The following is a 26,564-nucleotide window of genomic DNA, read 5'->3' as shown; positions in this document are numbered from 1 at the left end:
ATGTATAATGTTTCCTGAAAAGAAAACCAAAAATTGTGAAAACAAGGAGATCATCATATGGCTACTATGAAAGCAGCTCGCTGGCATGCAGCGAAAGACGTTCGTATCGAAGAAGTGGAAGTACCTGAAGTACAGCCTCATCAAGTAAAAGTGGCAGTCAAGTTCACAGGAATCTGTGGTACAGATTTGCATGAATATTTGGATGGACCAATCTTCATTCCAACAGAAGAACATGTGTATTCTGGTCAAAAAGCACCGGTTACTTTGGGACATGAATTCTCTGGTGAGATTGTAGAAGTCGGAAGTAATGTGACTCGTGTCAAAGTTGGCGATCGTGTAACCATCGAACCAATTCTTGCAGAGCACAACTTGATTGGTGATTATAACCTTGATCCAAACTTGAACTTCGTCGGCCTCGCTGCAGATGGTGGTTTTGCGAAATACTGTGTCCTTGATGGTGATCTTGTCCATGTGATTCCAGATAGCTTGAGCTATGAACAAGCCGCTCTTACAGAACCTGCTGCTGTAGCTGTGTATGCAGTCCGTCAATCTGCTTTGAAAGCTGGGGATACAGCTGTTATCTTTGGCTTGGGTCCAATTGGTCTTTTGATCGTTGAAGCCCTTCGTGCAGCAGGAGCATCAAAAATCTATGCGGTTGAATTGTCTCCTGAACGTCAAGCGAAAGCAGAAGAATTGGGAGCAATTGTTGTTCGCCCAGAAGAAGGGGAAACAGTCGTAGAGGCTATCCATCGTTTGACAGGAGGTGGAGCAGATGTTTCTTACGAAGTTACTGGGGTTCCGGTTGTTTTAGGCCAAGCCCTTGCAGCTGTTCATAAAGCTGGGGAATGTATGGTCGTATCTATCTGGGAACGTGAAGCCAGCATCAATCCAAATGAATTCGCCATCCAAGAAAAATCTCTCAAAGGAATTATTGCCTACCGTCACATCTTCCCTAAAGTTTTGGAATTGATGGAACAAGGCTACTTCCCTGCTGATAAATTGGTTACTAAGAAAATTAAATTGGAGAATATCGTTGAAGAAGGTTTTGTTGAATTAACCCAAGATAAATCTCAAATTAAAATCTTGGTTCAACCAGAATAAGTTTATAAAGGTCGAATGAATAGATAAAGGTCGAAACCGTTTTGTTTCGACCTTTTTGTGTTACAATAACAGAAACAAATAGATTTGGGAGGTGACTATGTCAAAGACGCTAAAAGGTAGTCTGATGGTCATAACTGCAGGAATTGCCTGGGGATTTTCAGGAGTTTCTGGTCAATACCTAATGGCTCATGGTGTTAATGTCAATCTTTTGACGAGTTTACGTTTGCTTTTGTCTGGTATTTTACTAACGGCTTCGGTCTTTTTTAGGCAGCGAGACAAATTAGTACAAGCTATTAAAGATAGAAAAACCTTAGTAAGTATCGCCTTATTTGCTCTCTTTGGTCTGGTACTAAATCAGTACGCCTATCTCAGTGCTATTCAATACACTAATGCTGGGACAGCGACGGTCTTGCAGTATGTCACCCCAGTTATCATCCTGGCTTTTGTATGTGCAAAATATCGTAGGTTCCCAACAGCAGCAGAGCTAGTGGCGATTATCATGGCTATTGTGGGAACCTTTACCATCGCAACGCATGGTCAGATAAGGGAGCTGGCAATTACACCTCTGGGCTTGTTCTGGGGTCTCTTTTCGGCGGTGACCTATGCACTTTATATCTTACTGCCTGCTAAGGCTATTGAAAAATGGGGAAGTTTGATTGTCATTGGTTTAGGCCTGTTGCTCGGTGGTTTAATCTTTCCGATTGTTATCCAAGCCTGGAAGTACGAGCTACCCTTGACTAGTGGAAATCTTCTAGCACTCTTTGGCTTGGTCTTCATTGGGACAGTCTTTGCTTACACCGTTTTTCTTAAGGGGACAACCATGGTTGGAGCTGTCAAAGGGAGTCTCTTGGCTTCGGTAGAACCTATAGCGTCAGTCATTTTGACCGTATTAATTATGGGGGACCGCTTCTTTGCCATTGATGTGGTTGGAATGTTTTTAATTGTTCTTGCTGTTATCATCATATCGCTTAAGAATTTAGTTGCACTTAAAAAACAAGAAAAAATTCAAAGATAATATTGGAGCCTGAGTGATTGTGGCTCTTTTCTTTATTGTTATGTAAAGGATGTTCTTAAAAAATAGGACTTAAGTCCCACACATAAACCTTAAAAATATGGTAGAATAAGAGGTAAACTAACATTTTGGAGAGAAAATGACTATAGACGATTATAGGCCCCATTTTATGGTGGAGGCTGTTTATGATTTGAAACCTGACCAGTTACGTGAACACGGTATTCGTGCCGTCTTGGTCGATTTGGACAATACCTTGATTGCTTGGAACAACCCTGATGGGACTCCTGAGCTACGTGCTTGGTTGGATGAGATGACAGAGGCTGATATTCCGGTAGTTGTGGTCTCTAACAATAAATATGAACGTGTTGAACGTGCGGTTGCCAATTTCCATGTGGATTTCGTGAGTCGTGCCATGAAGCCTTTCACTAAAGGCATTAATGAAGCGATTGAGCGTTACCACTTTAACCGAGACGAGGTTGTTATGGTGGGAGACCAGCTAATGACTGACATCAGAGCTAGCCACAGAGCTGGAATTCGCTCGATTTTGGTCAAGCCTTTGGTGAAATCAGATGCTTGGGTAACCAAGTTTAACCGTTGGCGTGAACGTCGCATGTGGAAAAAGATTGAAAAAGCATATGGTCCAATGACCTTCAACAAAGGAATTTAATGGAAGAATTATTTTGTATTGGGTGTGGAGCTCAAATTCAAACAGAAGATAAAGAAAAAGCAGGTTTCACACCTGCTAGCTCTATTAAAAAGGCCGAAGAAACAGGTGAGTTATACTGCCAACGCTGTTTCCGTCTTCGTCATTACAATGAGATTGTGGATGTCCACATCACAGATGATGAATTTTTAAAATTGCTTCATGAAGTTGGTGATAGTGATGCTCTCGTTGTCAATGTCGTTGATATTTTTGATTTTAATGGATCAATCATACCAGGCTTATCACGCTTTGTTTCGGGTAATGATGTGCTCTTGGTTGGAAATAAAAAGGATATCCTGCCTAAATCTGTTAAAGATGGTAAGGTAACCCAATGGTTGACAGAACGTGCCCACGAAGAAGGGATGCGTCCGGTGGATGTCATGTTGACGTCTGCCCAAAATCACCACGCCATTAAAGAGTTGATTCAACGTATTGAAAAACTCCGTAAGGGTCGTGATGTCTATGTTGTTGGTGTTACGAATGTTGGTAAATCAACCTTAATCAATGCCATTATCAAAGAAATTACTGGTGATAAAGATGTTATCACAACCTCTCGTTTTCCAGGAACGACCCTTGATAAGATTGAAATCCCATTGGATGACGGTAGCTATATTTTTGATACACCAGGAATTATTCACCGACACCAGATGGCACACTATCTGTCAGCGAAGGATCTCAAGTACGTTAGTCCTAAGAAGGAAATTAAGCCAAAAACTTACCAGTTAAATGCAGGACAAACCCTATTCCTAGGTGGACTAGGACGCTTTGACTTTATTGATGGGAATAAGCAAGGTTTTACAGCCTTCTTTGATAATAACTTGAAGCTACATCGTACCAAACTTGAAGGCGCAGATGCCTTCTATGATAAGCATGTTGGAAGTCTTCTCATGCCTCCTGGACCAAAGGAATTGGCTGATTTTCCAAAACTTGTTCGTCATGAATTTACTGTTAAAGATAAGACAGACATTGTCTTCTCAGGATTAGGATGGATCCGTGTCCAAGGAAAAGCTGACCAACCAACCATCGTTGCTGCTTGGGCACCAGAAGGTGTTGGCGTTGCCGTACGAAAAGCGATTATTTAAACTTAATTAAGTAGTTAAAAGGAATAAACATGTCATTAACATCAAAACAACGTGCCTTCCTCAAATCGGAAGCACACACACTTAAACCTATTGTACAAATCGGGAAAAACGGTCTTAACGACCATATCAAAACTAGCGTTCGCAACGCCCTTGATGCCCGTGAATTGATCAAAGTAACCCTACTCCAAAACACTATGGAAGATATTCATGAGGTTGCTGAAATCTTGGAAGAAGAAATTGGCTGTGATACAGTTCTTAAGATTGGACGTATCTTGATTCTCTATAAAGAGTCAGCCAAAAAAGAAAATCGTAAGTTGTCACCAAAGGTCAAAGCTATCCAAAAATAGTTGCTGACTTTGCTTGGTGAAGGATAAACTAAGGTATAGGAACACTTTTGAAGCATCAGCTAGCCTTAAGTCAGTTGTATAATGCTTGAAAAAGAGGAGGCGTACATGGCACTGGATCTCGTAACCCCATTTACAAAGGTTCAACTAGAAGAAGAAATCAAAGATACTGGCCGTAAGCAGGTGGGAATTTTAGGTGGAAATTTCAATCCTGTTCACAATGCCCACTTGGTTGTTGCCGATCAGGTGCGTCAGCAGTTAGGTCTTGACGAAGTTCTTCTCATGCCTGAGTTTGAGCCACCTCATGTCGATAAAAAAGAGACTATTGATGAACAACATCGCCTTAATATGCTTATGTTGGCTATTAACGGCATTGAAGGTTTGGATATTGAAACCATCGAGTTGGAACGTAAGGGAATCAGCTATACCTATGACACCATGAAGCTCTTGACAGAGGCTAATCCTGATACGGATTATTACTTTATTATTGGAGCGGATATGGTCGAATACCTACCAAAATGGCATCGTATTGATGAACTAATCGAGATGGTCCAATTTGTTGGTGTTCAGCGTCCTAAGTATAAGGCTGGAACCTCTTACCCAGTTATTTGGGTGGATGTACCCCTTATGGATATTAGTTCGAGTGCAGTCAGAGCCTACATTAAGAAGGATCGTACACCTAACTTTATGGTGCCGCAGTCTGTACTTGCCTACATCAAGAAAGCGGGGCTCTATAAATGACCTATGAAAAATATCTAGACTATTCTCGTGAAGAACTCCTTGAAAAAGTTCGAGTGGTCATGAGTCCTAAACGCTTCAATCATGTTTTGGGTGTTGAGCGAGCTGCTGTTGCTCTTGCTGAAAAGTATGGTTACGATACTGAAAAAGCTGGTTTGGCTGGCCTCCTTCATGATTATGCCAAGGAGCTTCCGGATCAGGAATTCTTAGAGCTAATCGATAAGTATGAGCTCGACCCTGAATTGAAAAAATGGGGGAACAATGTCTGGCATGGCATGGTTGGGATTTACAAAATCCAAGAAGATTTGGGTTTGACTGATTCTGAGATTCTACGCAGTATTGAAATCCATACCGTCGGAAGCCATGACATGTCGACCCTAGACAAGATTGTCTATGTGGCTGATTATATTGAGCATAACCGTAATTTCCCTTTGGTAGAGGAAGCTAGACAAGTAGCAGAGCAATCCTTGGATAAGGCAGTTGCTTTTGAAACCGTCCATACGGTAGAACACTTGGCCCACCAAGCTCTACCGATTTTCCCACAAACCTTGGAAACCTATAATGCTTTTGTGCATTACTTAAAAGAGGATTAGTAAGTGAAAACAGCTTTTATTATTATTGATGTACAAAATATCTTAGTGGAAACAGGTTTTGAAACACAAAAGCTGTTAGAGAAAATCTCTTATTTACAAGATCAGGCTAGAAAACAGCAGATTGAAATTATCTATATTCAGCATATTGAAACGGAAGAGGCTCTAACCTCGGAAGATTGGAAATTATCGCCACTATTAAAGAGACAGTCTGATGAAAAGGTTTTTCAGAAGCGATACAATAGCATGTTTAAAGAGACTGGATTAAAGGAATACTTGGATCAACAAGGAATTGAGAAACTAGTCTTATGCGGTATGCAGACGGAGTATTGTGTTGATACATCCATTAAAGTTGCTTTCGAACATGGCTACAAGCTAGTTGTTCCCGAAGGTACTGTTACAACCTTTGATGGAGATGACATTCCAGCAGAAACGATTAATGAATTTTACGAGAACATTTGGGATGAACGTTTTGCAGATGTCTTAGATTACAAAACGATTTTTTAATGAAAGAGGATTAAATGAAAGAAGAATTACTTGAATTGGTTGTCAAAGCTGCTGATGAAAAGCGAGCTGAAGACATTGTTGCCCTTGATTTGTACGGCCTTACAAGTCTAACAGATTACTTTGTTATTTTGAGTGCAATGAACAGCCGTCAGTTGGAAGCTATTGCCGACAACATCCGTGAGAAAGTGAAAGAAGCTGGCCTTGATGCTAGTCACATGGAAGGTGACAACAAGGGTGGTTGGATTCTTTTGGATCTTAACGATGTTGTTGTTCACATCTTTACAGAAGATGAACGTGCACACTATAACCTCGAAAAACTCTGGCATGAAGCACCAATGGTGGATGTGTCAGCTTATTTGGCATAAGAAATTGGACTCAGTTGGCGACAACTGGGTTTTGTTGCTTAAACTAAAGATTTAATAGGAAGGATAGAGTCTTGTGTTTGGTTGGTTTGTTAACTGAACACGAGCTAAAAGCTGTGAGAAAAAGAAAAACTTCCTTTGTATCTAGCGATATGACAGAATGTTTCCTATTTTTTTGCTTTTAACGCTCTTTGTATCTTAGAAAGGATTTGAACCCGTCCTGTAATCGTCGGAAAATAGATAGTTCTATGTCAAATTATCAATATTAAAATTTATTATTTGGCGCAGTAGCTGATTGGACTCTTCATTCGCTTTTTAAGCTCGGAAGAGTACCTAATCAGCCTTGCGGGGGTGAGACAACGAACGATTTTTTTAAAAAAACTCGTTCTGTCTCACTCCCCCTAATTTTCATTCCGATTACGGACGGACTTGGTATCATCATTATGGCTACTTATGAAACTTTTGCGGCGGTCTACGACGCTGTTATGGATGATAGTCTTTACGATTTGTGGACGGATTTCTCCCTCCGTCATTTGCCAAAGACTAAGGACAAAAAGAAATTGCTCGAATTGGCTTGTGGGACTGGGATTCAATCTGTGCGTTTTTCTCAAGCTGGTTTTGATGTAACTGGACTCGATTTGAGTGCTGATATGTTGAAGATTGCGGAGAAGCGTGCGGCTTCCGCCAAACAGAAAATTGACTTTATTGAAGGCAACATGTTGAATTTATCGCAAGCTGGTAAGTACGACTTTGTGACTTGCTACTCAGATTCAATCTGCTATATGCAGGATGAAGTAGAGGTTGGGGACGTCTTCAAGGAGGTTTATAATGCACTGAATGAAGATGGCATCTTTATCTTTGATGTGCACTCAACCTATCAGACGGATGAGGTTTTCCCTGGCTATTCCTACCATGAAAATGCAGAAGACTTTGCTATGCTCTGGGATACCTATGAGGATGCGGCTCCGCATTCTATCGTCCATGAATTAACTTTCTTTGTCCAAGAGGAAGATGGAAGCTTTAGCCGTCATGATGAGGTGCATGAGGAACGCACTTATGAGGTCTTGACTTATGATATTTTGTTGGAGCAGGCCGGCTTCAAATCTTTCAAACTTTATGCCGATTTCGAGGACAAGGAACCGACTGAAACTAGTGCCCGTTGGTTCTTTATGGCCCAAAAATAAGAGCCTATGACAGTTACAGGTATTATTGCTGAGTTCAATCCTTTTCATAACGGTCACAAGTATCTCTTGGATCAGGCTAAAGGCGTAAAAATCGTTGCCATGTCTGGGAACTTTGTTCAGCGAGGTGAGCCAGCTATTGTGGATAAGTGGACTAGGGCTCAGATGGCTTTGGAAAATGGGGCAGACCTCGTGGTTGAGTTGCCTTTCTTGACGTCAGTCCAGTCTGCCGATTATTTTGCTGCTGGAGCCGTCGATATCTTGTCCCGACTGGGAATTGATAGCCTTACTTTTGGAACGGAAGAAGTCCTAGATTACCAGGCAATAGCAAATGTCTATGCTGAAAAGTCAGAGGACATGGAAGCCTTTGTGGAAAACTTGCCGAGTGACCTATCTTATCCACAGAAGACGCAAAAAATGTGGGAGAAATTTGCTGGTGTAGACTTTACTGGCAATACACCCAATCATATCCTAGGATTAGCATATGCCAAAGCTTGTGCTGGTAAGGGCATTAAGTTGAATCCTATCCAGAGACAAGGGGCTGGCTATCATTCCTCAGATAAGGAAGTATCTTTCGCTTCAGCAACCAGCCTACGTCTCCACAAGCAAGATAGTGATTTTGTGGATAAGTTCATGCCTAATAGCAAACTTTTTCAGACTTCTCCACAGGTCTCTTGGGATAATTATTTCCAATTGCTGGTTTATCAGATTCTTACAAACCCTGATTTGACCAGTGTTTTCCAGGTGAATGAAGAGATTGCCAGTCGTTTAAAAGTTGCTATTCGTGAGGTTTCTTCTGTGGAGGAACTAGTGGATAAGGTAGCAACTAAACGCTATACAAAGGCTCGTGTACGTCGTATTTTGACCTATATCCTTGTCGGAGCTGTGGACAACCCTCTGCCTGAATCCATTCATGTGCTTGGATTTTCTCAAAATGGGCAGTCTCATCTCAAATCTGTGAAAAAATCTGTGGATATAGTGGCTCGGATTGGAAGGGAGCCTTGGGATATGCTTACACAGCAAGCGGATAATGTTTATCAATTAGGCAACCCCGAGCTTTCTCAACAAAACTTTGGACGCATACCACATAGAGTAAAATAGCTTTATAGAAGGTCTACCTCTGGTAGGCTTTTTTGCTTCTTTTTCGAATAAATGTAATAGAAAGTATAAACTTGTACAAGTTCCTGACAAGTTTATACTTTTGGTATATAATAAAAGAAAAGAGGAAAATGAGGTATGCTAATGGAAGCAGTCATCTATTCAACGTTTCGAAATCATTTGAAGGATTATATGAAAAAGGTTAATGATGAATTTGAACCTCTAGCTGTAGTCAATAAAAATCCTGATGAAGATATTGTAGTGGTCTCAAAGAGTGAGTGGGATAGCATTCAAGAAACATTGCGTATTGTTCAAAATAAAGAACTATCAGACAAGGTTTTAAGAGGAATGGCTCAGGTACATGCTGGAGAGACTCAAGAACATGCACTAAAGGAGTAGAAAATGTTACTCACTTTCACTGAAGATGCATGGATGGATTATTGTTATTGGCAAAATCAGGATAGGAAGACACTTAAGCGAATCAATAAGCTGATTAAAGACATTCAACGGGATCCTTTTTCAGGTATTGGGAAACCAGAACCCTTGAAGTATGACTTTCAAGGAGCTTGGTCTCGGCGAATTGATGCTGAAAATCGTTTGATTTATATGATTGATGGTAAAAGTGTCGCCTTTCTATCTTTCAAAGATCATTATTAGGTCTACCTTTGGTAGGCTTTTTTACTTTCCGTAAATTATTTTCCAAAAGGTCAAAAAAGATCAAACAAAACTATTGACCTATACTGACTAATGGTGTATGATAATCTCATAAGGATTTAGCTTCCTTATAAATCTTGCAGTGCTTGCCTAAATACTTGTCATAAAGTTATTTTGGTTTGACTGCAAAAAAATATAACAAAGGTCAAAAAAAGTCAAAAAAACTATTGACTATTACTGACCAATATTGTAGAATATAAACATAAGGAAATGAAATCCTTATGAAGGCTGTGTAAATAGCCCATATACCAATAAAAAAGGATTGCAGCTAGTCTGCAAAAATTTTCATCTGAAAGGTCAGTAAAAGTCAAAACTAAATTCTTGACCTGATCAAATGAAAGGTATATGATAAAACTATAAGGAAAAAGGATTCCTTAATGTACAAGTTTCTTTCGTCGAAACTCTTCATAGTTTTGAAAGAGGCTTGGGAGTTAGCTATATTGAGAGATTCACAGAAAGAAGGTGGCTCTTATGCTAAATGACAATTTATTTAAGACTGTGAAAGTTCTCAGTCTCCTACCAAGAGCAAAACCTGAAATTATTAGAAGAGTAGTTAAAGCTACTAAAAATTTTTAGGATTTTGGTCAGTAAAAGTCAAAAAAACACATTAACATAAAAATAACACTTAAAAAATTTCACAAGAAAACACAAAACGAGGTAATTATATGAACAACAACTTTAACAATATGGATGATCTTTTCAATCAATTGATGGGTAACATGGGTGGTTACCGTTCAGAAAACCGTCGCTACATGATTAACGGTCGTGAAGTGACACCTGAAGAATTTGCTATCTACCGTCAAACAGGTCAATTGCCTGGTAATGAAGGTGAAGCAGTGAACCCAACTCAACATCAAGGTAAAGGACCTAAACAAGATGGTATTATTGCTAAACTTGGTCGTAACTTGACTGAAGAAGCTCGTGAAGGTAAATTGGATCCTGTTATCGGACGTAACAAAGAAATCCAAGAAGCTTGCGAAATCTTGGCTCGTCGTACCAAGAATAACCCAGTCCTTGTCGGGGATGCTGGGGTTGGTAAAACAGCCGTAGTTGAAGGTTTGGCTCAAGCCATCGTCAATGGTGATGTCCCAGCTGCTATCAAGAATAAAGAAATCATTTCAATTGATATTTCTGGACTTGAAGCTGGTACTCAATACCGTGGTAGCTTTGAAGAAAACATTCAAAACTTGGTAAACGAAGTCAAAGAAGCTGGAAACATTATCCTCTTCTTCGATGAAATCCACCAAATTCTTGGTGCCGGAAGCACTGGTGATGGTCAAGGGTCTAAAGGTCTTGCTGATATCTTGAAACCAGCTCTTTCACGTGGTGAATTGACAGTGATTGGTGCAACAACTCAAGATGAATATCGTAACACTATCTTGAAGAACGCTGCCCTAGCTCGTCGTTTCAACGAAGTTAAGGTCAATGCTCCTTCTGCTGAAGATACTTTCAAGATTCTCCAAGGTATCCGTGATCTTTATGAAAAACACCACAATGTTATCTTGCCAGATGATGTTTTGAAGGCAGCGGTAGATTTCTCTGTACAATACATTCCACAACGTAGCTTGCCAGATAAGGCTATCGACCTTGTCGATGTAACAGCTGCTCACTTGGCTGCTCAACACCCAGTGACTGATGTGAATGCTGTTGAACATGAAATTGAAGAAGAAAAAGCTAAACAAGAAGCTGCAGCTGCCAAAGAAGACTACGAAGCAGCTCTAAACGCTAAGGTTCGTATTGAAGAACTTGAAAAGAAAATTGCTAACCATACAGCAGACCTTAAAGTCACTGCAACTGTTAACGATGTGGCTGAATCTGTAGAACGTATGACTGGTATTCCAGTATCGCAAATGGGAGCAACTGATATCGAACGTTTGAAAGATATGGGCCACCGTTTGCAAACTAAAGTTATCGGTCAAGATAAAGCCGTTGAAGCAGTGGCACGTGCCATCCGTCGTAACCGTGCAGGATTTGACGAAGGTAACCGTCCAATTGGTAGCTTCCTCTTTGTAGGACCTACTGGTGTTGGTAAAACTGAGTTGGCTAAACAATTGGCTCTTGATATGTTCGGAACTAAAGATGCTATTATCCGTTTGGACATGTCAGAATACAGCGACCGCACAGCCGTTTCTAAATTGATTGGTACAACAGCTGGTTATGTTGGTTATGATGACAATAGCAATACTTTGACAGAACGTGTTCGCCGTAACCCATACTCAATCGTTCTTCTCGACGAAATTGAAAAGGCTGACCCTCAAGTCATCACCCTTCTCCTCCAAGTTTTGGACGATGGTCGTTTGACAGATGGTCAAGGTAACACTGTAAACTTCAAGAATACTGTGATTATTGCAACTTCAAACGCAGGCTTTGGTTACGAAGCTAACTTGACAGAAGATGCTGATAAACCAGAACTTATGGATCGTTTGAAACCTTACTTCCGTCCAGAATTCCTTAACCGTTTCAATGCTGTTATCGAATTCTCACACTTGAGCAAAGAAGATCTTTCTAAGATTGTAGACCTTATGTTGGTTGAAGTTAACAAGACTCTTTCTAAGAAAGACATTGACTTGGCAGTTAGCGAAGCTGCTAAAGAATACATGACTGAAGAAGGCTACGATGAAGTCATGGGTGTTCGTCCACTCCGTCGTGTGGTTGAACAACAAATCCGTGACAAAGTCACAGACTTCCACTTGGATAACCTTGATGCTAAACACCTAGAAGCTGATATGGAAGACGGTGTCTTGGTTATCAAAGAAAAAGATGCTGAATAAGAAGCATAAAACCTCCTAATCCTATTATGAAGCAGAGATGTTAGATATCTCTGCTTTTCTTTTTTATAAATTTTTTAGACTTTCCTTGGGTGCTAGGGACGGAAGCGACTTCCTAGCGGAATTCCATTCCTAAGATTTGAGCCTGAGTCTCAAATCTTCCGAGTGATAGAAGCAATATTGCTTCTATCACTTTTAGCACAGGGGAAAGTATCTGATCTATACAGAGTGGGGTGAGTAAGAATTTGATAATAGCAAGCGTATTCAAAATTGTCTGTATAGAGTCAAGCGAGAGAAGAAAATAAAAGTATTAGGTTAACTCATTTGTAATAATCTGAAAAAACATAAAAAAATTTATTTTCTTTTCATAAATAGTTGACAGTTAGTAAAATTAAAAATATAATATATAACGAAAATTAAATAGTGAGGAAATTTTATGAAAAAGATTACTATTCTATTATTGCTTTTGATTGGGATTGTTACATTATCAGCTTGTACAAACTCTAATGAAAGTAAAACGTATGATGGAGCTTTTATAAAGTCTTTAGCCAAGGGTCTAGATGCTCGTTGGAAGTATATTGATAATGAAAAAAGTGACTCGGCTAGTTCGTTTAAAAAAGCAATTAATAAAGAATTAGATGAAATTAGTGAATATAAAGATAAGAAGTTTAAGGATAGTAAACTTCAAGAGTTAGCAATTTCTTATATTAATGAATTAAATAATGGATTAGAAATTGCGAAAACATATGGTTCGGATAGTTTTGAAACCAAGTGGGATGAGCATATTGGTAAAAGAACATCCTTACTTTCTGCAATAGATAAAATAAATTCTATTCCAGTACAAGATAAAGATAGTTTATCAGAGTTACTTGCTCAAGGAAATGAAGTTAAAGATAACAATGCAAAGAAAGAAGCTATTGAAAATCTTGTTAAGAATATCAATTTTACAGTAGATAATACTAAATCTAATGAATATACAAAATATTATTCTGCAACAGTTGAGAATACAACAGAATATTTAATAAAAGATATCTACTTAACAATTAATTTGGTAAATGCTGACGGTGTTACAGTTGGTACGCAGTACGTATCTGCTAATAACTGGGCTCCATCTGGTAAGACTCTGTTTGAGTTCTCTCAGTTTAAGGGTGATAATGAGTTTACAACAACTCAAGTCTCTATAAGTTCTTTTAATGCTGAAAAAACTGAATAACAAAAAGGTAAGTAGCATAGGCTACTTACCTTTATTCTTTATCCTCACCTTGATACTTTTGCAAGCGTTCTTGGATGATATTGAGTCGGGGCTCGAGGTCTTTTTGGAAGACGCGTTTTTTATAGTTGAGGTCTTGTTTGATGTCAGCGAGAACTAGGTTTTGTTCCTTGATGATGTCAAGGTTGCGTTTGATATTGTCCAGATCGTGAGAGATATTTTCTCGTGATTGGTTGAGGTCTAGGATTTCCTCTTTGATGTCTTCACGTCGTTTATAGGCGTAGTAGGCACCGTAGGCAAGAGTTCCAAGAGCTAGAAAGCGTCCGATTTTCATTCTGTTACCTCTTTAGCGATGCTGTCAGCAAGGTCGGCCAGGGCAGCGAAGTCTGGTTCGTGTTCGTCAAATCCCATGTGGATACCATCGTCTGCACCGTAACGAGGAACGAGATGGATATGAGCGTGGAAGACGGTTTGTCCTGCAACTTCTTCGTTGTTATTAAGGATATTCATGCCGATTGCTCCAGTTGCTTTTTGCACCGCACGAGCAATTTTTGGAACACGGCTAAAGATAGTCTCAGCAGTCCCAGCAGACATTTCTAAGATGTTACGAACGTGCTCTTTAGGAATAACCAAGGTATGTCCTTTTGTAGCTTGTGAAATATCGAGGAAGGCTAGAACCTTGTCGTCCTCGTAGACTTTTGATGAAGGAATTTCTCCAGATATAATTTTACAGAAAATACAATTATCCATAATAACGACCTTTCCATGAGTTTTTGTTATAATAGATTATATCATACCAAAGAGAGAAAAGATAATGCTTAAATTAGAAAAGGTGACGGGTGGTTACGCTAATATTCCCGTCCTAAAAGATGTGACTTTTGAGGTGGCTGATGGTGAATTGGTTGGTCTCATTGGTCTTAATGGTGCTGGGAAATCAACAACAATTAACGAGATTATTGGTCTCTTAACACCTTATGGGGGACAGATTGCCATTGATGGGTTAGCTATTCAACAAGATTCAGCTAGCTATCGTCAGAAGATTGGCTATATTCCTGAAACGCCAAGTCTCTATGAAGAGTTGACGCTTCGTGAACATTTGGAAACGGTGTTGATGGCCTATGGTCTTGATGTGACTGAGGGGATGGCACGTGCGGACAAGTACCTCAAACTCTTTCGCTTAGATGAAAAGTTAGATTGGTTCCCGACTCAGTTTTCAAAGGGAATGAAGCAGAAGGTCATGATTATCTGTGCCTTTATTGTGAATCCAAGTCTATTCATCGTTGATGAGCCCTTCTTGGGCTTGGATCCCTTGGCTATTTCGGACTTGATTGAGCTTTTGGCTGAGGAAAAAGCTAAGGGCAAAGCAATTCTCATGTCTACTCACGTTTTGGATTCGGCTGAGAAGATGTGTGACCGTTTTGTGATTTTGCACCATGGACAGGTCCTAGCACAGGGAACTCTTGAAGAACTTCGTCAGACTTTCGGTGATAACAGTGCTAGTCTTAACGATATCTACATGCAGTTAACTAAGGGAGAATTGTCATGATAGCTGAGCTTTTTAAGGAGCGTAGCAAGCGATTCAATGCCCGCTGTGCTAAGTATAGTCGCTACGTCTTTAATGATCACTTTATCTTGGTTCTCCTCTTTCTTTTAGGTTTCGTCTTGGTGCAGTATAGCCAATTGCTGAAACATTTTCCCAAGAATCCATGGGCAATCATTCTTGGCTTGCTTATGCTTTGTCTGTTATTGCCTTTTTGGGGGAATATTGCGACTTATTTAGAACCTGCGGACAAGCACTACCTCTTGGTGAAGGAAGAAGAGGTGCTAGGCCATGTTAAGAAGGCAACAGGGCGTGCTTTTAGATTTTGGGTAATCGTACAAAGCCTGATTTTTATTTTGGTTATTCCCCTCTTTTTAGCCTTGGGACTTCCAGTTTGGGGAGTTATTCTTGTAGCTGTGGCTATGGCTATTCTTAAGTACTTTATTTTCCAGAAAAAGGCCCAACCTTTTTATAAGCAGTCTGGCCTGAATTGGGCTGAGGCTATTGCAGCGGAAAATAAGCGTCAACAATCGATTCTGAAGTTCTTTTCACTTTTTACCAATGTTAAGGGAATTACGTCGAGTGTTAAACGCCGTTCTTATTTGGATGCTATTCTCAAACGTACAAAGAAAGACAAGGAACATACCTGGTACAATCTTTATCTAAGAGCCTTCTTGCGTTCTGGAGATTACTTTGCCCTTAGCCTACGCCTGTTTGCCCTAACACTTCTGGTTCTCTTTTTGGTTCCTGAAAAATGGCTGGCTATGGTGCTTGTGGTTGTTTTTGACTACCTCTTGCTCTTCCAGCTCACGGCACTTAAATCGCACTTTGCTTATCAGAGAATGGCTAATCTTATGCCAGTTGGAAAAGACATGCAGGTAAGCAATCTTAAGCGCTTGATTAGCCAGATTGTACTTGGGATGACTCTGGTACAGGCTGTTTGTCTCTTCGACCTTAAGTTTAGTCTGATTTTGGTTGGAATGATGCTAGTTCTGAGCCTTGTTTACCTACCATCCAAGCTTAAGAAGATGATTGACTAACACCTATTAAATAAGTTAAAATAGAAACGAATGACTAAAGAAAAAGGAGATGCCTAGGTGACATCAACAGATAAAGATTTGAGCCTGACTCCTCTCAAAGGAAATAGTGGTAAGGCCTATATGGGAACCTACCCAAACGGAGATCGCGTCTTTGTGAAGATGAATACAACACCAATCTTGGCAGCTCTTGCCAAGGAACAGATTGCACCACAGCTCTTGTGGGCTAAGCGTCTGGGAAATGGTGACATGATGAGTGCACAGGAGTGGCTTGATGGTCGTATTTTGACCAAACATGACATGAATAGTAAACAGATTATCCAAATTCTTGGTAATTTGCACCGCTCTAAACACTTGGTTAATCAACTCTTGCAGTTGGATTATCATATTGAAAATCCTTTTGATCTTCTACACGAGTGGGAAGAAAATGCCGCTTATCAATTGCGTGAAAATGGCTTCCTTCAAGACGTTGTTAGAGATTTGAAACGTCATCTTCCAGAGTTTCGTGCGGAGATTGCAACAATTGTTCACGGAGATGCTCGTCATAGTAACTTTGTCATCACAACCTCAGGATTGATTTATTTGGTTGATTGGGATTCTGTACGTCTAACAGATCGTATGTATGATGTGGCACAGATCCTCAGCCATTACATTCCATTGGCACATTGGCCCCAGTGGTTGTCATACTATGGTTATAAGAATAATGACCTTGTGATGGACAAGATTTACTGGTATGGGCAATTTTCATACTTGACACAGATTTCAAAATTCTTTGATAGTCGTGATATGGAACATGCCAACCGAGAGATTTATGAACTTCGTAAATTCAGAGAGACCTTGCACAGATATTAGAAAGTAGACATGCGAGTTAGAAAACGTAAAGGTGCAGAGGAACACCTAGCTAACCATCCTCAGTACGTTATTCTTGAGCCGGAAGCTGCTAAAGGTAAGTGGCATGAGCTTTTTGGTAATGATAATCCTATCCATATCGAGGTAGGATCTGGTAAAGGGGCCTTCATTACTGGTATGGCCCAACAAAACCCTGACATCAACTACATTGGTATTGATATTCAGTTGTCTGTTTTGAGCTATGCCTTGGATAAGGTCTTGGCTTCTGGTGCTGAAAATGTCAAGCTCTTGCGCGTGGATGGTTCAGCTTTGACCAATTATTTTGAAGATGGCGAAGTGGATATGATGTATCTGAATTTCTCAGATCCATGGCCTAAGAGCCGTCATGAGAAACGTCGTCTAACTTACAAGACTTTCCTAGATACTTATAAGCAAATTTTGCCTAAAAACGGAGAGATTCACTTTAAGACAGACAACCGTGGACTTTTCGAATACAGTTTGGCGAGCTTTTCACAGTATGGAATGGTTATCAACAAAGTTTGGTTGGACCTTCATGCAAGTGATTATGAGGGCAACGTCATGACTGAGTACGAGCGTAAGTTCTCAGAAAAAGGTCAGGTCATCTACCGAGTAGAGGCTCAGTTTAAAGATTAATTATTGAAAACTTGATTAAAAATAACGATTAGCCTATTGATGGCTAATCGTTTGATGTGGAGAGGTCGCATAGAGGCCGAGTGCGCACGCTTGGAAAGCGTGTAGTCCTTAACGGGGCTCGGGGGTTCGAATCCCCTCCTCTCCTTTGAGAAATAGACAAAGTGTCCCTTCCGTTTTAGAAGGGACACTTTTTAGGTATAGTAATTAAAAAGAAGATGGTTTTAACAGCTTTTTATGATAGGAGGACTCAATCCTTAGTCCCAAGGGCTCTGAATCCCTGCTACCCAACCGGTACAGAGGGCGCTAGTAATGTTAAAGCCACCAGTATGGGCATTGATGTCAAGGACCTCTCCTGCAAAGTGTAGGTGAGGGACTTTTTTACTTTCTAGAGTCTTGGGATTAATTTCCTTAAGGTCAACGCCACCTTTAGTCACAAAGGATTTGGCAAGTGACATTTTACCTGTGATTGGAATTTCCATGCCCTTAAGCTGACTGATAATGTTTTCCAAGTCTTTGGGATGCAGTTGTTTAACCTTGCTATCAGCCTTGTCTTCTGCTAGGAATTCAGCGACACGCTCAGGTACAAGAGCTTTGAGGGTGTTTTTGACAGATTTCTCGCGATTTTCCTCAAAGTAAGCCTTGAGATTTTCTTGGCTTTGGTTGGGAAGAAAGTCCAGATGAGCTATCTCACCACCCTTGACAAAGCTAGATAAACGTAGGGCAGCCGGTCCAGATAGGCCAAAATGAGTGAAAAGAAGGTCATGGGTAATCTTGTGCTTGCCATAGGACAGAGTGACATCATCAAGAGAAATTCCTTGTAAGGCCTTGTGGGGGAAGTCGGTTAGGAGTGGACTTTCCGCAGCTTCAAGATCAGTGACTTGGAGCTTAAAATGGCGGGCAATATCATGTCCAAAACCAGTTGAACCAGTCGATGGATAAGATTTTCCTCCAGTTGTGACGATGAGTTTATCACTGGTAAAAGTCTGGTCTGAAGACTTAACTTGGAATTGCTCATTAACCTTTTTGACGGAGACAACTTCTGTATTGGTGAGGATGCTAGCTCCAAGTTCCCAAATCTTATTTTCCAGAGCTTGGATGATGGTCCGTGATTTATCTGTCCTAGGGAAGACACGCCCGTGATCCTCAACCTTGAGTTTGACACCATTGTCCTCGAAAAAAGCAATGATATCGTGGTTATCAAACTGTGAAAAGACGCTATAGAGGAAACGGCCATTACCTGGAATACCTGCTAGAAGATCGTCTAAAGTCCCGTTGTTAGTAACATTACAACGTCCACCACCAGTACCAGCCAGCTTCTTTCCGAGACGTTTATTTTTTTCAATTAGAAGGGTTTGTTGGCCATAGAAGGCTGAGGCAATAGTCGCCATCATGCCAGCAGGACCCCCGCCAATAACGATAGTATCAAAATGTTTCATGCCTTTATTTTAGCATAATTTAAAAAGGGAGAATAGTTTGTAAATGGTCAGTTTTTTTAGATAATTTATGTTAGAATAGGAGTAGAAGTTTAAATTAGAATAGTTATTAACTATGGAGGAAAATATCGTGTCTGAAAATAACATGAAACACCGTTCATCTGTCTACGATAGCATGGTTAAATCGCCTAACCGTGCCATGCTTCGTGCGACTGGGATGACGGATGATAGTTTTGAAAAGCCTATTGTTGGCGTTATCTCAACTTGGGCTGAGAACACACCATGTAATATCCACTTGCACGGTTTTGGTCAAATTGCCAAAGAAGGTGTTAAAGACGCGGGTGCTTGGCCAGTTCAATTTGGTACGATTACTGTTGCAGATGGTATTGCCATGGGGACACCAGGGATGCGTTTCTCATTGACATCTCGTGATATCATTGCCGACTCAATCGAAGCAGCTATGGGTGGTCACAACGTCGATGCCTTTGTTGCTATTGGTGGTTGTGATAAGAACATGCCTGGTTCTATGATTGCCATTGCTAACATGGATATTCCAGCGATTTTTGCTTATGGTGGTACCATTGCACCAGGTAACCTTAACGGTAAGGATATCGACTTGGTTTCTGTTTTCGAAGGTATCGGTAAATGGAACCACGGTGATATGACCGCAGAAGAGGTTAAAAATCTTGAATGTAATGCCTGCCCTGGCCCTGGTGGTTGTGGTGGTATGTATACTGCCAACACAATGGCGACAGCGATTGAAGTAATGGGGATGAGCCTTCCAGGATCATCATCTCACCCTGCAGAATCAGCTGAGAAGAAAGCAGATATCGAAGAAGCAGGTCGTGCAGTTGTTAAGATGCTTGAACTAGGTCTTAAGCCATCAGATATCTTGACACGTGAAGCCTTTGAAGATGCCATCACTGTCACAATGGCACTTGGTGGTTCAACAAATGCGACACTTCACTTGCTCGCTATTGCTCATGCAGCTAACGTTGATTTGACACTTGAAGATTTCAACGATTTCCAAGAGCGTGTGCCTCACTTGGCTGACTTGAAACCTTCAGGTCAATATGTCTTCCAAGATCTTTACAATGTTGGTGGTGTACCAGCCGTTATGAAGTACCTTCTTAAGAATGGTTTCCTTCACGGTGATCGTATCACATGTACTGGTAAGACTGTTGCAGAAAACTTGGAGGCCTTCGATGATTTGACACCAGGTCAAAAAGTCATCATGCCGCTTGAAAATCCTAAACGTGCTGATGGTCCATTGATTATCTTGAAAGGTAACTTGGCTCCAGAAGGTGCGGTTGCCAAAGTATCAGGGGTTAAAGTTCGTAACATCACTGGTCCCGCTAAAGTATTTGACTCAGAAGAAGATGCCATCGAAGCAGTTCTTTCTGATGAAATCGTTGATGGCGACGTAGTTGTTGTACGTTTTGTAGGTCCTAAGGGTGGTCCTGGTATGCCAGAAATGTTGTCATTGTCTTCAATGATTGTTGGTAAAGGTCAAGGGGACAAGGTTGCCCTCTTGACAGATGGACGTTTCTCAGGTGGTACTTACGGACTCGTTGTTGGTCACATTGCTCCTGAAGCTCAGGTTGGTGGACCTATTGCCTACCTCCGTACAGGTGATATGGTTACAGTTGACCAAGATACCAAAGAAATTACGATGCACGTTTCAGACGAAGAGTTGGCGAAACGTAAAGCGGAAACTGAGTTGCCACCACTTTATAGCCGTGGTGTCCTCGGTAAATATGCTCACATCGTTTCTTCAGCGTCACGTGGTGCCGTTACCGACTTCTGGAACATGGATAAATCAGGTAAAGCCTAATGATATGATATAAAACAAAATCACACCGGACATTTGTTCGATGTGATTTTTTGATATTAAATCCTGAGACAGTTGTTGGCAGTATGATGACAAGTAATGGTTTGTCTGTTGTTACTCTAGTAAAAAACCGGTTGGAAATGTCCAATCGGTTTTCCTTTTATTTTCCGCCTCGAGGTGAGATACCAAGAGCGATACGTCCATAACGACTGATGCGTGTCATCTTCCAGACTGGTGAATAAGTGGTTTCCACCTTGACAGAGTTAATACCGTCAATGGATTTTAGCTTTTCAGCGATTTCATAAGGCATAGTCTCTTCACAGCCACAACCAGTATCAGTAAAGGTCATAAGGAAGTAGCAGTGGCCATTTTCATCGACAGTGATTTCATAAATCAAACCAAGGTTGTAAATGTCTAGCTCAATCTCAGGATCGAATACAGTGGTCATTTGTTCGACGATTGGCTCTAAGAAGGGCTGGGCCAAATCATTGACCTTAATATCATCACGGAAGTTTTTCATAGGACTCATTCTTTCTATTTTGCTTTTGTTTATTATGGCATAATTTAGGGCTTTTTTCAATCTCGGATGGCAATATGAGGCTTTAGTAAGCGAGTAAAGTAACAATAAAAAAACTCCAACAGTCAAACCGTTGAAGATAATGTGATTTATGCTTCAATATCAAGTCGTTTTGCAACCAAGGTTGCTCGAATACCATCAAAAATTGGAGCAAGAATGAAAATCCCAAACCTTGTGGAATTGTTCCCACCATTCCTAGATACAACAGATCTGATACCGACCAAACCCAATTTGGAAGTACCGATTGTTTAAGTCAAAGACTTTCCTTCTATATACATTTATACCCACACATAGTTTACCAAAAGCTTAGCTTCCTATCAAGTAAATTGTTTGAAGAGTGAAAGGAAAAAAGTCCTTCAGGTATCCAGAATAACTAGTCAAATTGACAGAAAGGAGTGATTGTGATATTCTCATAGTAAGACATTTCAAGAGAAAATGAGGCTATTATGAGTATTGAAAAGACAGTCAGCGAGATTGCTGAAATCCTTGGTGTTAGTCGTCAAGCAGTCAATAATCGTGTCAAACAACTTCCAGAAGAAGATCTAGAAAAAAATGCTAAAGGGGTTACTGTCGTTAAACGCAGTGGCTTGATTAAGTTGGAGGAAATTTACAAGAAAACCATCTTTGACGATGAGCCAATCGATGAAGAAACAAAACAACGTGAGTTGTTGGAGATTCTTGTAGACGAGAAAAACTCTGAGATTGCCCGTCTCTATGCTCAGTTGAAGGCTAAGGACGAACAGTTGTCTAACATGGATGACCAATTGCGTGTCAAAGACGTTCAAATCGCCGAAAAGGACAAGCAAATTGATCAACAGCAGCAATTGACCTTGACTGCTATGAAGGACAAGGAAGAGCTTAAACTGGAACTTGATGAGGCTAAGGTTGAGGTTGACGAAGCCAAGGCCCAAGTGGAAGAAATCCAGACCAAACAAGAAGAAGCTTCTAAAAAAGGTTTCTTTGGACGTCTATTTGGAAAATAAAAAAGAAGCTGGGACTCAGTCTCAGCTTTAACTATTGTAGGAGATTAAAATGGAAAATTTAGAAACTTATATTGCCTTTGATTTGGAGTTTAACACGGTGGATGGGGTTAGCCATATTATCCAAGTATCGGCCGTTAAGCTGAATCAGCATGAGGAAGTGGACCAGTTTGATTCTTTCGTCTATTCGGATGTTCCTTTGCAATCCTTTATCAATGGTTTGACTGGAATTACAGCGGATAAGATTGCCAAGGCACCAAAGCTAGAGTCTGTTCTGGCGGATTTTAAATCATTTGTTGGTGACACTCCACTTATTGGCTACAATGCTCTTAAATCAGATTTGCCTATTCTAGCTGAAAATGGTTTAGACTTGGAAGAGCAATATGCTTTAGATGTTTTCGATGAGGCCTTTGACCGTCGTGCTTCGGATTTGAATGGTATTGTCAACCTCAAGCTAACCAGTGTCGCAGATTTCTTTGGAATCAAGGGACACGGTCATAACAGCTTGGAGGATGCTCGGATGACTGCACAGATTTACGAGAAGTTTCTCGAATTAGATGAGAATGCCAAACTTTTGGAGCAACAGGAAGAAGTCAGTAACAATCCTTTTGCTGCCTTAGGTTTGGGTAGCCTTTTCGACTAAAGCTTTACAAGAGCTGTAAAGGCTGTAAAGAGTGATGGCTAACTTTTTCTGTAAGAAGTGAAAATCCTTTAGGGTTAGGGCTTGCTCGTCACCTTGCGTTATAAGGTAGAATCTAGGTATCAAGGGTGGCCAAGGTCCTCCTTTGATGGAAAATCTTAAAAGGAGGTGACTGAGATGTCGCAGTTTTCAACAGGAGAGTTGGCTAAAGCAGCAGAGGTGTCTGTTAGGACTGTCCAGTACTATGATCAACGAGGTATCTTGACGCCGTCTGAAGTCACAGAAGGTGGTCGGAGAATTTATCACGAATCAGACTTGGAACGCCTGCAAGTCATTTGTTTCTTAAGAGATTTGGACTTCTCAATCAAACAAATCAAGAAACTCTTGCAAGAAGAGAATAGGGAACAGGTTTTAGAGCTTTTGTTGACAGACCAAATCGAGAGTTTGGAAAAGTCTTCGAAGGAAATAGAGGTCAAACTAAAACGTGCACATCACTTGCAAAAAGCAACTGCTAAGTGGCGTCAACTTTCGTTGGAAGATTTGTCAGACATTTCACGTCTTATGGAAAATCAAAAATCATGGCGAAATTTGCAGTTGAGAATGTATGGGAGCATCATTCTAGCGAGTCTTCTTTATATCATAGCCCTACTGATAGTCATTTATTATTTTAAGGATCCTAGAGGTTTGTTTGTTGTCTGCCCCGCATTTATCATAGCCACAAATTTAGTGGTGTTTCACTATAGAAAGCAGTTCGAATACCTCTGTCCTAATTGTCATAGGACCTTTGACCCTAGTTTTAAAGAGTTTGCTCTTGCAGGGCATACTCCTAGGACTCGTAAACTGACTTGTCCTCATTGTCATGTAAAGACCTACTGTTTGGAGTTGGCTAAGACTAAAACGAAATAAATTTATCGAATATAAAAACGCTTGAGAATTGCTTCTCAGGCGTTTTTAGCTTATTCAACTGAACTTAGAGCTTCGAGCATATTTAGTTTGGCAAGGCGGTTATTAACAACGAAGCCAAGGATAATAAGAATGAAGCCGATAAGAACAGCTGGTAGAAGGTAGGTAGCCAAACCGATAGATGGATCAAACATGATACGATCTGGCGGAATGATGCTTACCATATATTGGTGGAGTGCTTGTCCAAGACCAAACCCTACGAAGATACCGATGATAGACAGGTAAATAGTTTCACGATAGATGTAGAGGGATACTTCATTATTGTAGAAACCAAGAACCTTAACGGTTGAAAGTTCGTGGATACGTTCTGAAACGTTGATGTTAGTTAGGTTATAGAGAACAACCACAGCAAGGAGAATGGAAACCGTAATCAAAATACCAATAACCTGTGTCAATGAATTGACCATAGTGCTGATTTGCAGTTTAAGGTTGTTGTTTTGAACAACACCGTAAACATCTGGCAAGTTGATGAATTTGGCTGCCATATTTTCAACATTTTGCTTAGTTGGTTCAGCGAGAGTAACAAGGTTGGCGTTGTTCACTGAAGGTGTCCCGAAAGCTTTTTGGTAGTAGCTAGCATTCATAAAGAGGAAATGCCCCATGTACATTTCAGTGATACCAGCTATCTTAATATTGACAGATTCATCCTGACTGTTTTGCACAGTAATGGTATCTCCGACCTTGAGGTTTAGAAGTTTTGCCATTTTTTCAGAGATAATTGCTCCGTCATTAGATAGCCTGAGAGTCTTATTGCGGTCTCGGTCATGTAAGCTAACGTAACTGTCAATGAGTTTTTCGTCACGGTCGTTAAAGACAAGAGTTGAGATTTCTTGGGTGTCCTTATTGGTACCGGCAATTTTTTGCAAGGTTTCAAAATGGACATTCAAGTATTCTTTGACGTCTTTGCTATCGAGGAGTTTAGTGAGTTCCTCATCCAGAGCACTTGACGCATTTGGTTGCTTGGCAACAATCATATCATAGTGAATGATGTCTTCAAACTGTTGCTGGTTAAGGTTAGATACAGAAGATCGAATTCCTAAACCTGCAAAGAGAAGTGCAATAGAACCTGCGACACCAAAGAGGGTCATAAACATCCGTTGCTTATAGCGGAAAATATTACGCATGGTAACTTTTTCCGTAAAGCTGAGACGATTCCAAAGCGGTGTGATGCGCTCTAGGACAATCTTAGCTCCTGCTCGAGGTGGTTTTGGAAGGAGGAGTTGGGAAGGCTTTTCCCAGAGCTCTTTCTTGGCAACCACAAAGGCAGGTAGCACAGCAGATAAGAGACCTAAAAGGAAGGCCACAAGGGTAAGTCCTAAGTAGAAGTGCAATTCAAAAGCAGGAAGCTGCAAATCGCTCTTATAAGTGTTGTGAATTAGAATCGGAAGTAGTGTATGACCGGTAATAACACCTGCGGTTGTACCAGTAATACTCGTTATCAAGCCATAAATGACGAATTTATGGATAATTCGCGAATTACTGTAGCCTAGGGCGTTGAAAATACCAGCCTTACCACGCTCTTCTTCAACAAAGCGTCCCATGGTTACAAAGGTAACCAAAGCTGCCATAAAGTAGAGAGCGACAGGGAAGATGTTACTCACATCGTGAATGATGTTAATATTACTTTCATAAGCAACATATCCCTCAGAACCCGGAATCTCTCGACGAGAGTAGAATTGATAGCTAGGCGCTGGTAAATTATCGACCATTGCTTGACTTTCTTCGAGTTCTTTTTGCTTGGCTTCAATCTTGGTAGTAGCTTCTTTGACACTAGTAGCTTCAGCAGCGTTGCTTGTAGCCATTTGCTGGGTCTGTGCGAGGGCTGTTTCAAGTTCTTGTTTAGCTTGAGTAATTTGAGCTTGAGACTGAGACTTGATCTCAGTTAGGCGTTTCTCAGGTTCATCTTTAAAGAGTTTCTTAAGTTCAGCCTTTCGTTCAGAAATCTTATTTGCGTATTCCTCACTAAAAGGACTAACATTTTCCAAATCCTTGTAGCGGATGCGGGCAATCATGTAATCATTAGAGGTGAAGTCCGTCTCTGGCACAATGGCGTAGCCATCTAGTTTCCCCGTACCAGCGCTGGCATTACCAAGACGGTTCCTAGAGAGAAGTTCAGAGGAATTAACAAAACCAGTAATGGTATATGTTTGTTCCTTTAACTGCTTTTGCCCTGAGCTATCTACTGGCTCAGAAAAGTTAATCTTATCTCCGACGCTATATTCTTCTTTATAAGTTGAGGAAAGAGCGATTTCCCCGTCCTTGGTAGGAAGTTTCCCCTCAATAAGGTCGTAAGTGGAGATTTTCTTAGGTTTAGAGAAGATACGAAATGCCGTATTCGTCCCCTTGACGACAGCATCTTTGAAATAACCATACTCGATGTCTACATTCTTCTTTTTTATTGTATTGAGAAGGTCCTGATCGGTTTGGTTGATACTGTAAGTACTGATTAAGCTCAAGTCAGCTGTTTGATGCGTCTTGAAGAAGTGTTCCCCAGTTTTCTTCATATTAGGAGAAGTTACTTTAAGACCAATCAAGGCAAAGGATCCCAGTGCCATAAGTAAGGCAATAGAGAGCATACGCCCTTTAGAAGCTACAAAGGTTCGCCAAACATCTTTCCAATAAGTTGTTTTTTTCATGACGTTGCTCCTTT

Annotated in this window: 28 protein-coding genes and 1 tRNA gene; 24 read left to right on the top strand and 5 right to left on the bottom strand. The window is 40.6% G+C overall.

The genetic code is table 11. From position 1 onward, the window contains the following. The first annotated feature begins 57 nt into the window (after positions 1 to 57). The 15 genes from H7U04_RS04405 (at position 58) to H7U04_RS04335 (ending at position 13,413) form a co-directional block, all read left to right on the top strand. On the top strand, positions 58 to 1,101 hold the full coding sequence (locus H7U04_RS04405) for a 2,3-butanediol dehydrogenase (RefSeq protein ID WP_037602457.1): 1,044 nt from the start codon (positions 58 to 60) through the stop codon (positions 1,099 to 1,101). 97 nt (positions 1,102 to 1,198) lie between these two features. Continuing rightward, on the top strand, positions 1,199 to 2,116 hold the full coding sequence (locus H7U04_RS04400; RefSeq protein WP_110981258.1) for a DMT family transporter: 918 nt from the start codon (positions 1,199 to 1,201) through the stop codon (positions 2,114 to 2,116). 136 nt (positions 2,117 to 2,252) lie between these two features. Then, the gene (locus tag H7U04_RS04395; RefSeq protein ID WP_002891674.1) at positions 2,253 to 2,780 is read left to right on the top strand and encodes a YqeG family HAD IIIA-type phosphatase; all 528 of its coding nucleotides are present in this window, start codon (positions 2,253 to 2,255) and stop codon (positions 2,778 to 2,780) included. Beyond that, positions 2,780 to 3,898 (top strand): ribosome biogenesis GTPase YqeH, encoded by a 1,119-nt coding sequence (yqeH, locus tag H7U04_RS04390; RefSeq protein WP_110981259.1) that lies wholly within the window; start codon positions 2,780 to 2,782, stop codon positions 3,896 to 3,898. Before H7U04_RS04395 ends, yqeH begins: the two co-directional genes overlap by 1 nt. Positions 3,899 to 3,927: 29 nt before the next feature. Next, on the top strand, positions 3,928 to 4,245 hold the full coding sequence (gene yhbY, locus H7U04_RS04385; protein ID WP_002884193.1) for a ribosome assembly RNA-binding protein YhbY: 318 nt from the start codon (positions 3,928 to 3,930) through the stop codon (positions 4,243 to 4,245). 105 nt (positions 4,246 to 4,350) lie between these two features. Continuing rightward, entirely contained in the window at positions 4,351 to 4,983 is a 633-nt protein-coding gene (locus H7U04_RS04380; protein ID WP_021143701.1) for a nicotinate-nucleotide adenylyltransferase, read from the top strand. Beyond that, on the top strand, positions 4,980 to 5,573 hold the full coding sequence (gene yqeK / locus H7U04_RS04375; RefSeq protein ID WP_110981260.1) for a bis(5'-nucleosyl)-tetraphosphatase (symmetrical) YqeK: 594 nt from the start codon (positions 4,980 to 4,982) through the stop codon (positions 5,571 to 5,573). The genes H7U04_RS04380 and yqeK overlap by 4 nt, the downstream gene beginning before the upstream one ends. Positions 5,574 to 5,576: 3 nt before the next feature. Continuing rightward, positions 5,577 to 6,077 (top strand): cysteine hydrolase family protein, encoded by a 501-nt coding sequence (locus H7U04_RS04370; RefSeq protein WP_049546034.1) that lies wholly within the window; start codon positions 5,577 to 5,579, stop codon positions 6,075 to 6,077. Positions 6,078 to 6,091: 14 nt separating this feature from the next. Next, on the top strand, positions 6,092 to 6,442 hold the full coding sequence (gene rsfS, locus H7U04_RS04365) for a ribosome silencing factor (protein ID WP_002891669.1): 351 nt from the start codon (positions 6,092 to 6,094) through the stop codon (positions 6,440 to 6,442). A gap of 440 nt (positions 6,443 to 6,882) precedes the next feature. Continuing rightward, entirely contained in the window at positions 6,883 to 7,623 is a 741-nt protein-coding gene (locus H7U04_RS04360; RefSeq protein ID WP_207185731.1) for a class I SAM-dependent DNA methyltransferase, read from the top strand. A gap of 6 nt (positions 7,624 to 7,629) precedes the next feature. Further along, positions 7,630 to 8,721, top strand: a complete 1,092-nt coding sequence (locus H7U04_RS04355; protein ID WP_110981262.1) for a nucleotidyltransferase — start codon at positions 7,630 to 7,632, stop codon at positions 8,719 to 8,721. Between the two features lie 141 nt (positions 8,722 to 8,862). After that, positions 8,863 to 9,117, top strand: a complete 255-nt coding sequence (locus tag H7U04_RS04350) for a type II toxin-antitoxin system Phd/YefM family antitoxin (RefSeq protein ID WP_110981292.1) — start codon at positions 8,863 to 8,865, stop codon at positions 9,115 to 9,117. Positions 9,118 to 9,120: 3 nt separating this feature from the next. Further along, entirely contained in the window at positions 9,121 to 9,375 is a 255-nt protein-coding gene (locus H7U04_RS04345; protein ID WP_021143706.1) for a Txe/YoeB family addiction module toxin, read from the top strand. Positions 9,376 to 10,097: 722 nt separating this feature from the next. Beyond that, a complete protein-coding gene (locus H7U04_RS04340; protein ID WP_110981263.1) occupies positions 10,098 to 12,203 on the top strand; it encodes an AAA family ATPase in 2,106 nt (701 codons plus the stop codon). A gap of 433 nt (positions 12,204 to 12,636) precedes the next feature. Further along, complete coding sequence (locus H7U04_RS04335) at positions 12,637 to 13,413, top strand: FxLYD domain-containing protein (RefSeq protein WP_049546038.1); 777 nt, start codon at positions 12,637 to 12,639, stop codon at positions 13,411 to 13,413. Positions 13,414 to 13,444: 31 nt separating this feature from the next. On the opposite strand, the gene H7U04_RS04330 is transcribed toward H7U04_RS04335, so the two are convergent. Together H7U04_RS04330 and H7U04_RS04325 are read right to left on the bottom strand one after the other, a co-directional pair. After that, entirely contained in the window at positions 13,445 to 13,744 is a 300-nt protein-coding gene (locus H7U04_RS04330; RefSeq protein ID WP_049546039.1) for a hypothetical protein, read from the bottom strand. Then, a complete protein-coding gene (locus tag H7U04_RS04325; RefSeq protein ID WP_110981264.1) occupies positions 13,741 to 14,160 on the bottom strand; it encodes an HIT family protein in 420 nt (139 codons plus the stop codon). Before H7U04_RS04325 ends, H7U04_RS04330 begins: the two co-directional genes overlap by 4 nt. Positions 14,161 to 14,224: 64 nt before the next feature. Here H7U04_RS04325 and H7U04_RS04320 point away from each other — a divergent pair, with 64 nt between their 5' ends. The 5 genes from H7U04_RS04320 to H7U04_RS04300 all read left to right on the top strand — a co-directional run bounded on the left by H7U04_RS04320 (position 14,225) and on the right by H7U04_RS04300 (position 17,635). Next, positions 14,225 to 14,956 (top strand): ABC transporter ATP-binding protein, encoded by a 732-nt coding sequence (locus H7U04_RS04320; protein ID WP_038676648.1) that lies wholly within the window; start codon positions 14,225 to 14,227, stop codon positions 14,954 to 14,956. Then, on the top strand, positions 14,953 to 15,990 hold the full coding sequence (locus tag H7U04_RS04315) for an ABC transporter permease (protein ID WP_038676646.1): 1,038 nt from the start codon (positions 14,953 to 14,955) through the stop codon (positions 15,988 to 15,990). Before H7U04_RS04320 ends, H7U04_RS04315 begins: the two co-directional genes overlap by 4 nt. A gap of 57 nt (positions 15,991 to 16,047) precedes the next feature. After that, a complete protein-coding gene (gene ccrZ / locus H7U04_RS04310; protein ID WP_002884270.1) occupies positions 16,048 to 16,839 on the top strand; it encodes a cell cycle regulator CcrZ in 792 nt (263 codons plus the stop codon). A gap of 9 nt (positions 16,840 to 16,848) precedes the next feature. After that, positions 16,849 to 17,490: a tRNA (guanosine(46)-N7)-methyltransferase TrmB gene (gene trmB, locus H7U04_RS04305; RefSeq protein ID WP_060972583.1), complete on the top strand. Its 642-nt coding sequence runs from the start codon at positions 16,849 to 16,851 to the stop codon at positions 17,488 to 17,490. 58 nt (positions 17,491 to 17,548) lie between these two features. Further along, positions 17,549 to 17,635: transfer RNA gene (locus H7U04_RS04300), tRNA-Ser, on the top strand. A gap of 109 nt (positions 17,636 to 17,744) precedes the next feature. On the opposite strand, the gene H7U04_RS04295 is transcribed toward H7U04_RS04300, so the two are convergent. Beyond that, on the bottom strand, positions 17,745 to 18,926 hold the full coding sequence (locus tag H7U04_RS04295; RefSeq protein ID WP_110981265.1) for an NAD(P)/FAD-dependent oxidoreductase: 1,182 nt from the start codon (positions 18,924 to 18,926) through the stop codon (positions 17,745 to 17,747). A gap of 112 nt (positions 18,927 to 19,038) precedes the next feature. Here H7U04_RS04295 and ilvD point away from each other — a divergent pair, with 112 nt between their 5' ends. Then, the gene (gene ilvD / locus H7U04_RS04290) at positions 19,039 to 20,757 is read left to right on the top strand and encodes a dihydroxy-acid dehydratase (RefSeq protein WP_155198240.1); all 1,719 of its coding nucleotides are present in this window, start codon (positions 19,039 to 19,041) and stop codon (positions 20,755 to 20,757) included. Between the two features lie 157 nt (positions 20,758 to 20,914). Here ilvD and H7U04_RS04285 read toward each other — a convergent pair whose 3' ends face one another. Beyond that, on the bottom strand, positions 20,915 to 21,274 hold the full coding sequence (locus H7U04_RS04285) for a metal-sulfur cluster assembly factor (protein ID WP_037598415.1): 360 nt from the start codon (positions 21,272 to 21,274) through the stop codon (positions 20,915 to 20,917). A gap of 503 nt (positions 21,275 to 21,777) precedes the next feature. Between H7U04_RS04285 and H7U04_RS04280 the strand changes: the two genes are divergently transcribed. The 3 genes from H7U04_RS04280 (at position 21,778) to H7U04_RS04270 (ending at position 23,857) form a co-directional block, all read left to right on the top strand. Beyond that, on the top strand, positions 21,778 to 22,314 hold the full coding sequence (locus tag H7U04_RS04280) for a DUF536 domain-containing protein (protein WP_002884601.1): 537 nt from the start codon (positions 21,778 to 21,780) through the stop codon (positions 22,312 to 22,314). A gap of 49 nt (positions 22,315 to 22,363) precedes the next feature. After that, positions 22,364 to 22,954 carry a 3'-5' exonuclease gene (locus H7U04_RS04275; RefSeq protein ID WP_110981266.1) on the top strand — a complete coding sequence of 197 codons (591 nt, stop codon included), beginning with the start codon at positions 22,364 to 22,366 and terminating at the stop codon, positions 22,952 to 22,954. Between the two features lie 174 nt (positions 22,955 to 23,128). Next, positions 23,129 to 23,857, top strand: a complete 729-nt coding sequence (locus H7U04_RS04270) for a MerR family transcriptional regulator (protein WP_110981267.1) — start codon at positions 23,129 to 23,131, stop codon at positions 23,855 to 23,857. A gap of 50 nt (positions 23,858 to 23,907) precedes the next feature. Here H7U04_RS04270 and H7U04_RS04265 read toward each other — a convergent pair whose 3' ends face one another. Continuing rightward, positions 23,908 to 26,550: an FtsX-like permease family protein gene (locus tag H7U04_RS04265; RefSeq protein WP_201059356.1), complete on the bottom strand. Its 2,643-nt coding sequence runs from the start codon at positions 26,548 to 26,550 to the stop codon at positions 23,908 to 23,910. Positions 26,551 to 26,564 lie beyond the last annotated feature (14 nt).

Source organism: Streptococcus sp. 22.1 (assembly GCF_016648645.1).
Taxonomy (GTDB): domain Bacteria; phylum Bacillota; class Bacilli; order Lactobacillales; family Streptococcaceae; genus Streptococcus.
Note: the sequence above shows the minus strand (reverse complement) of the source record. Positions and strands in the feature narration are given on the sequence as shown.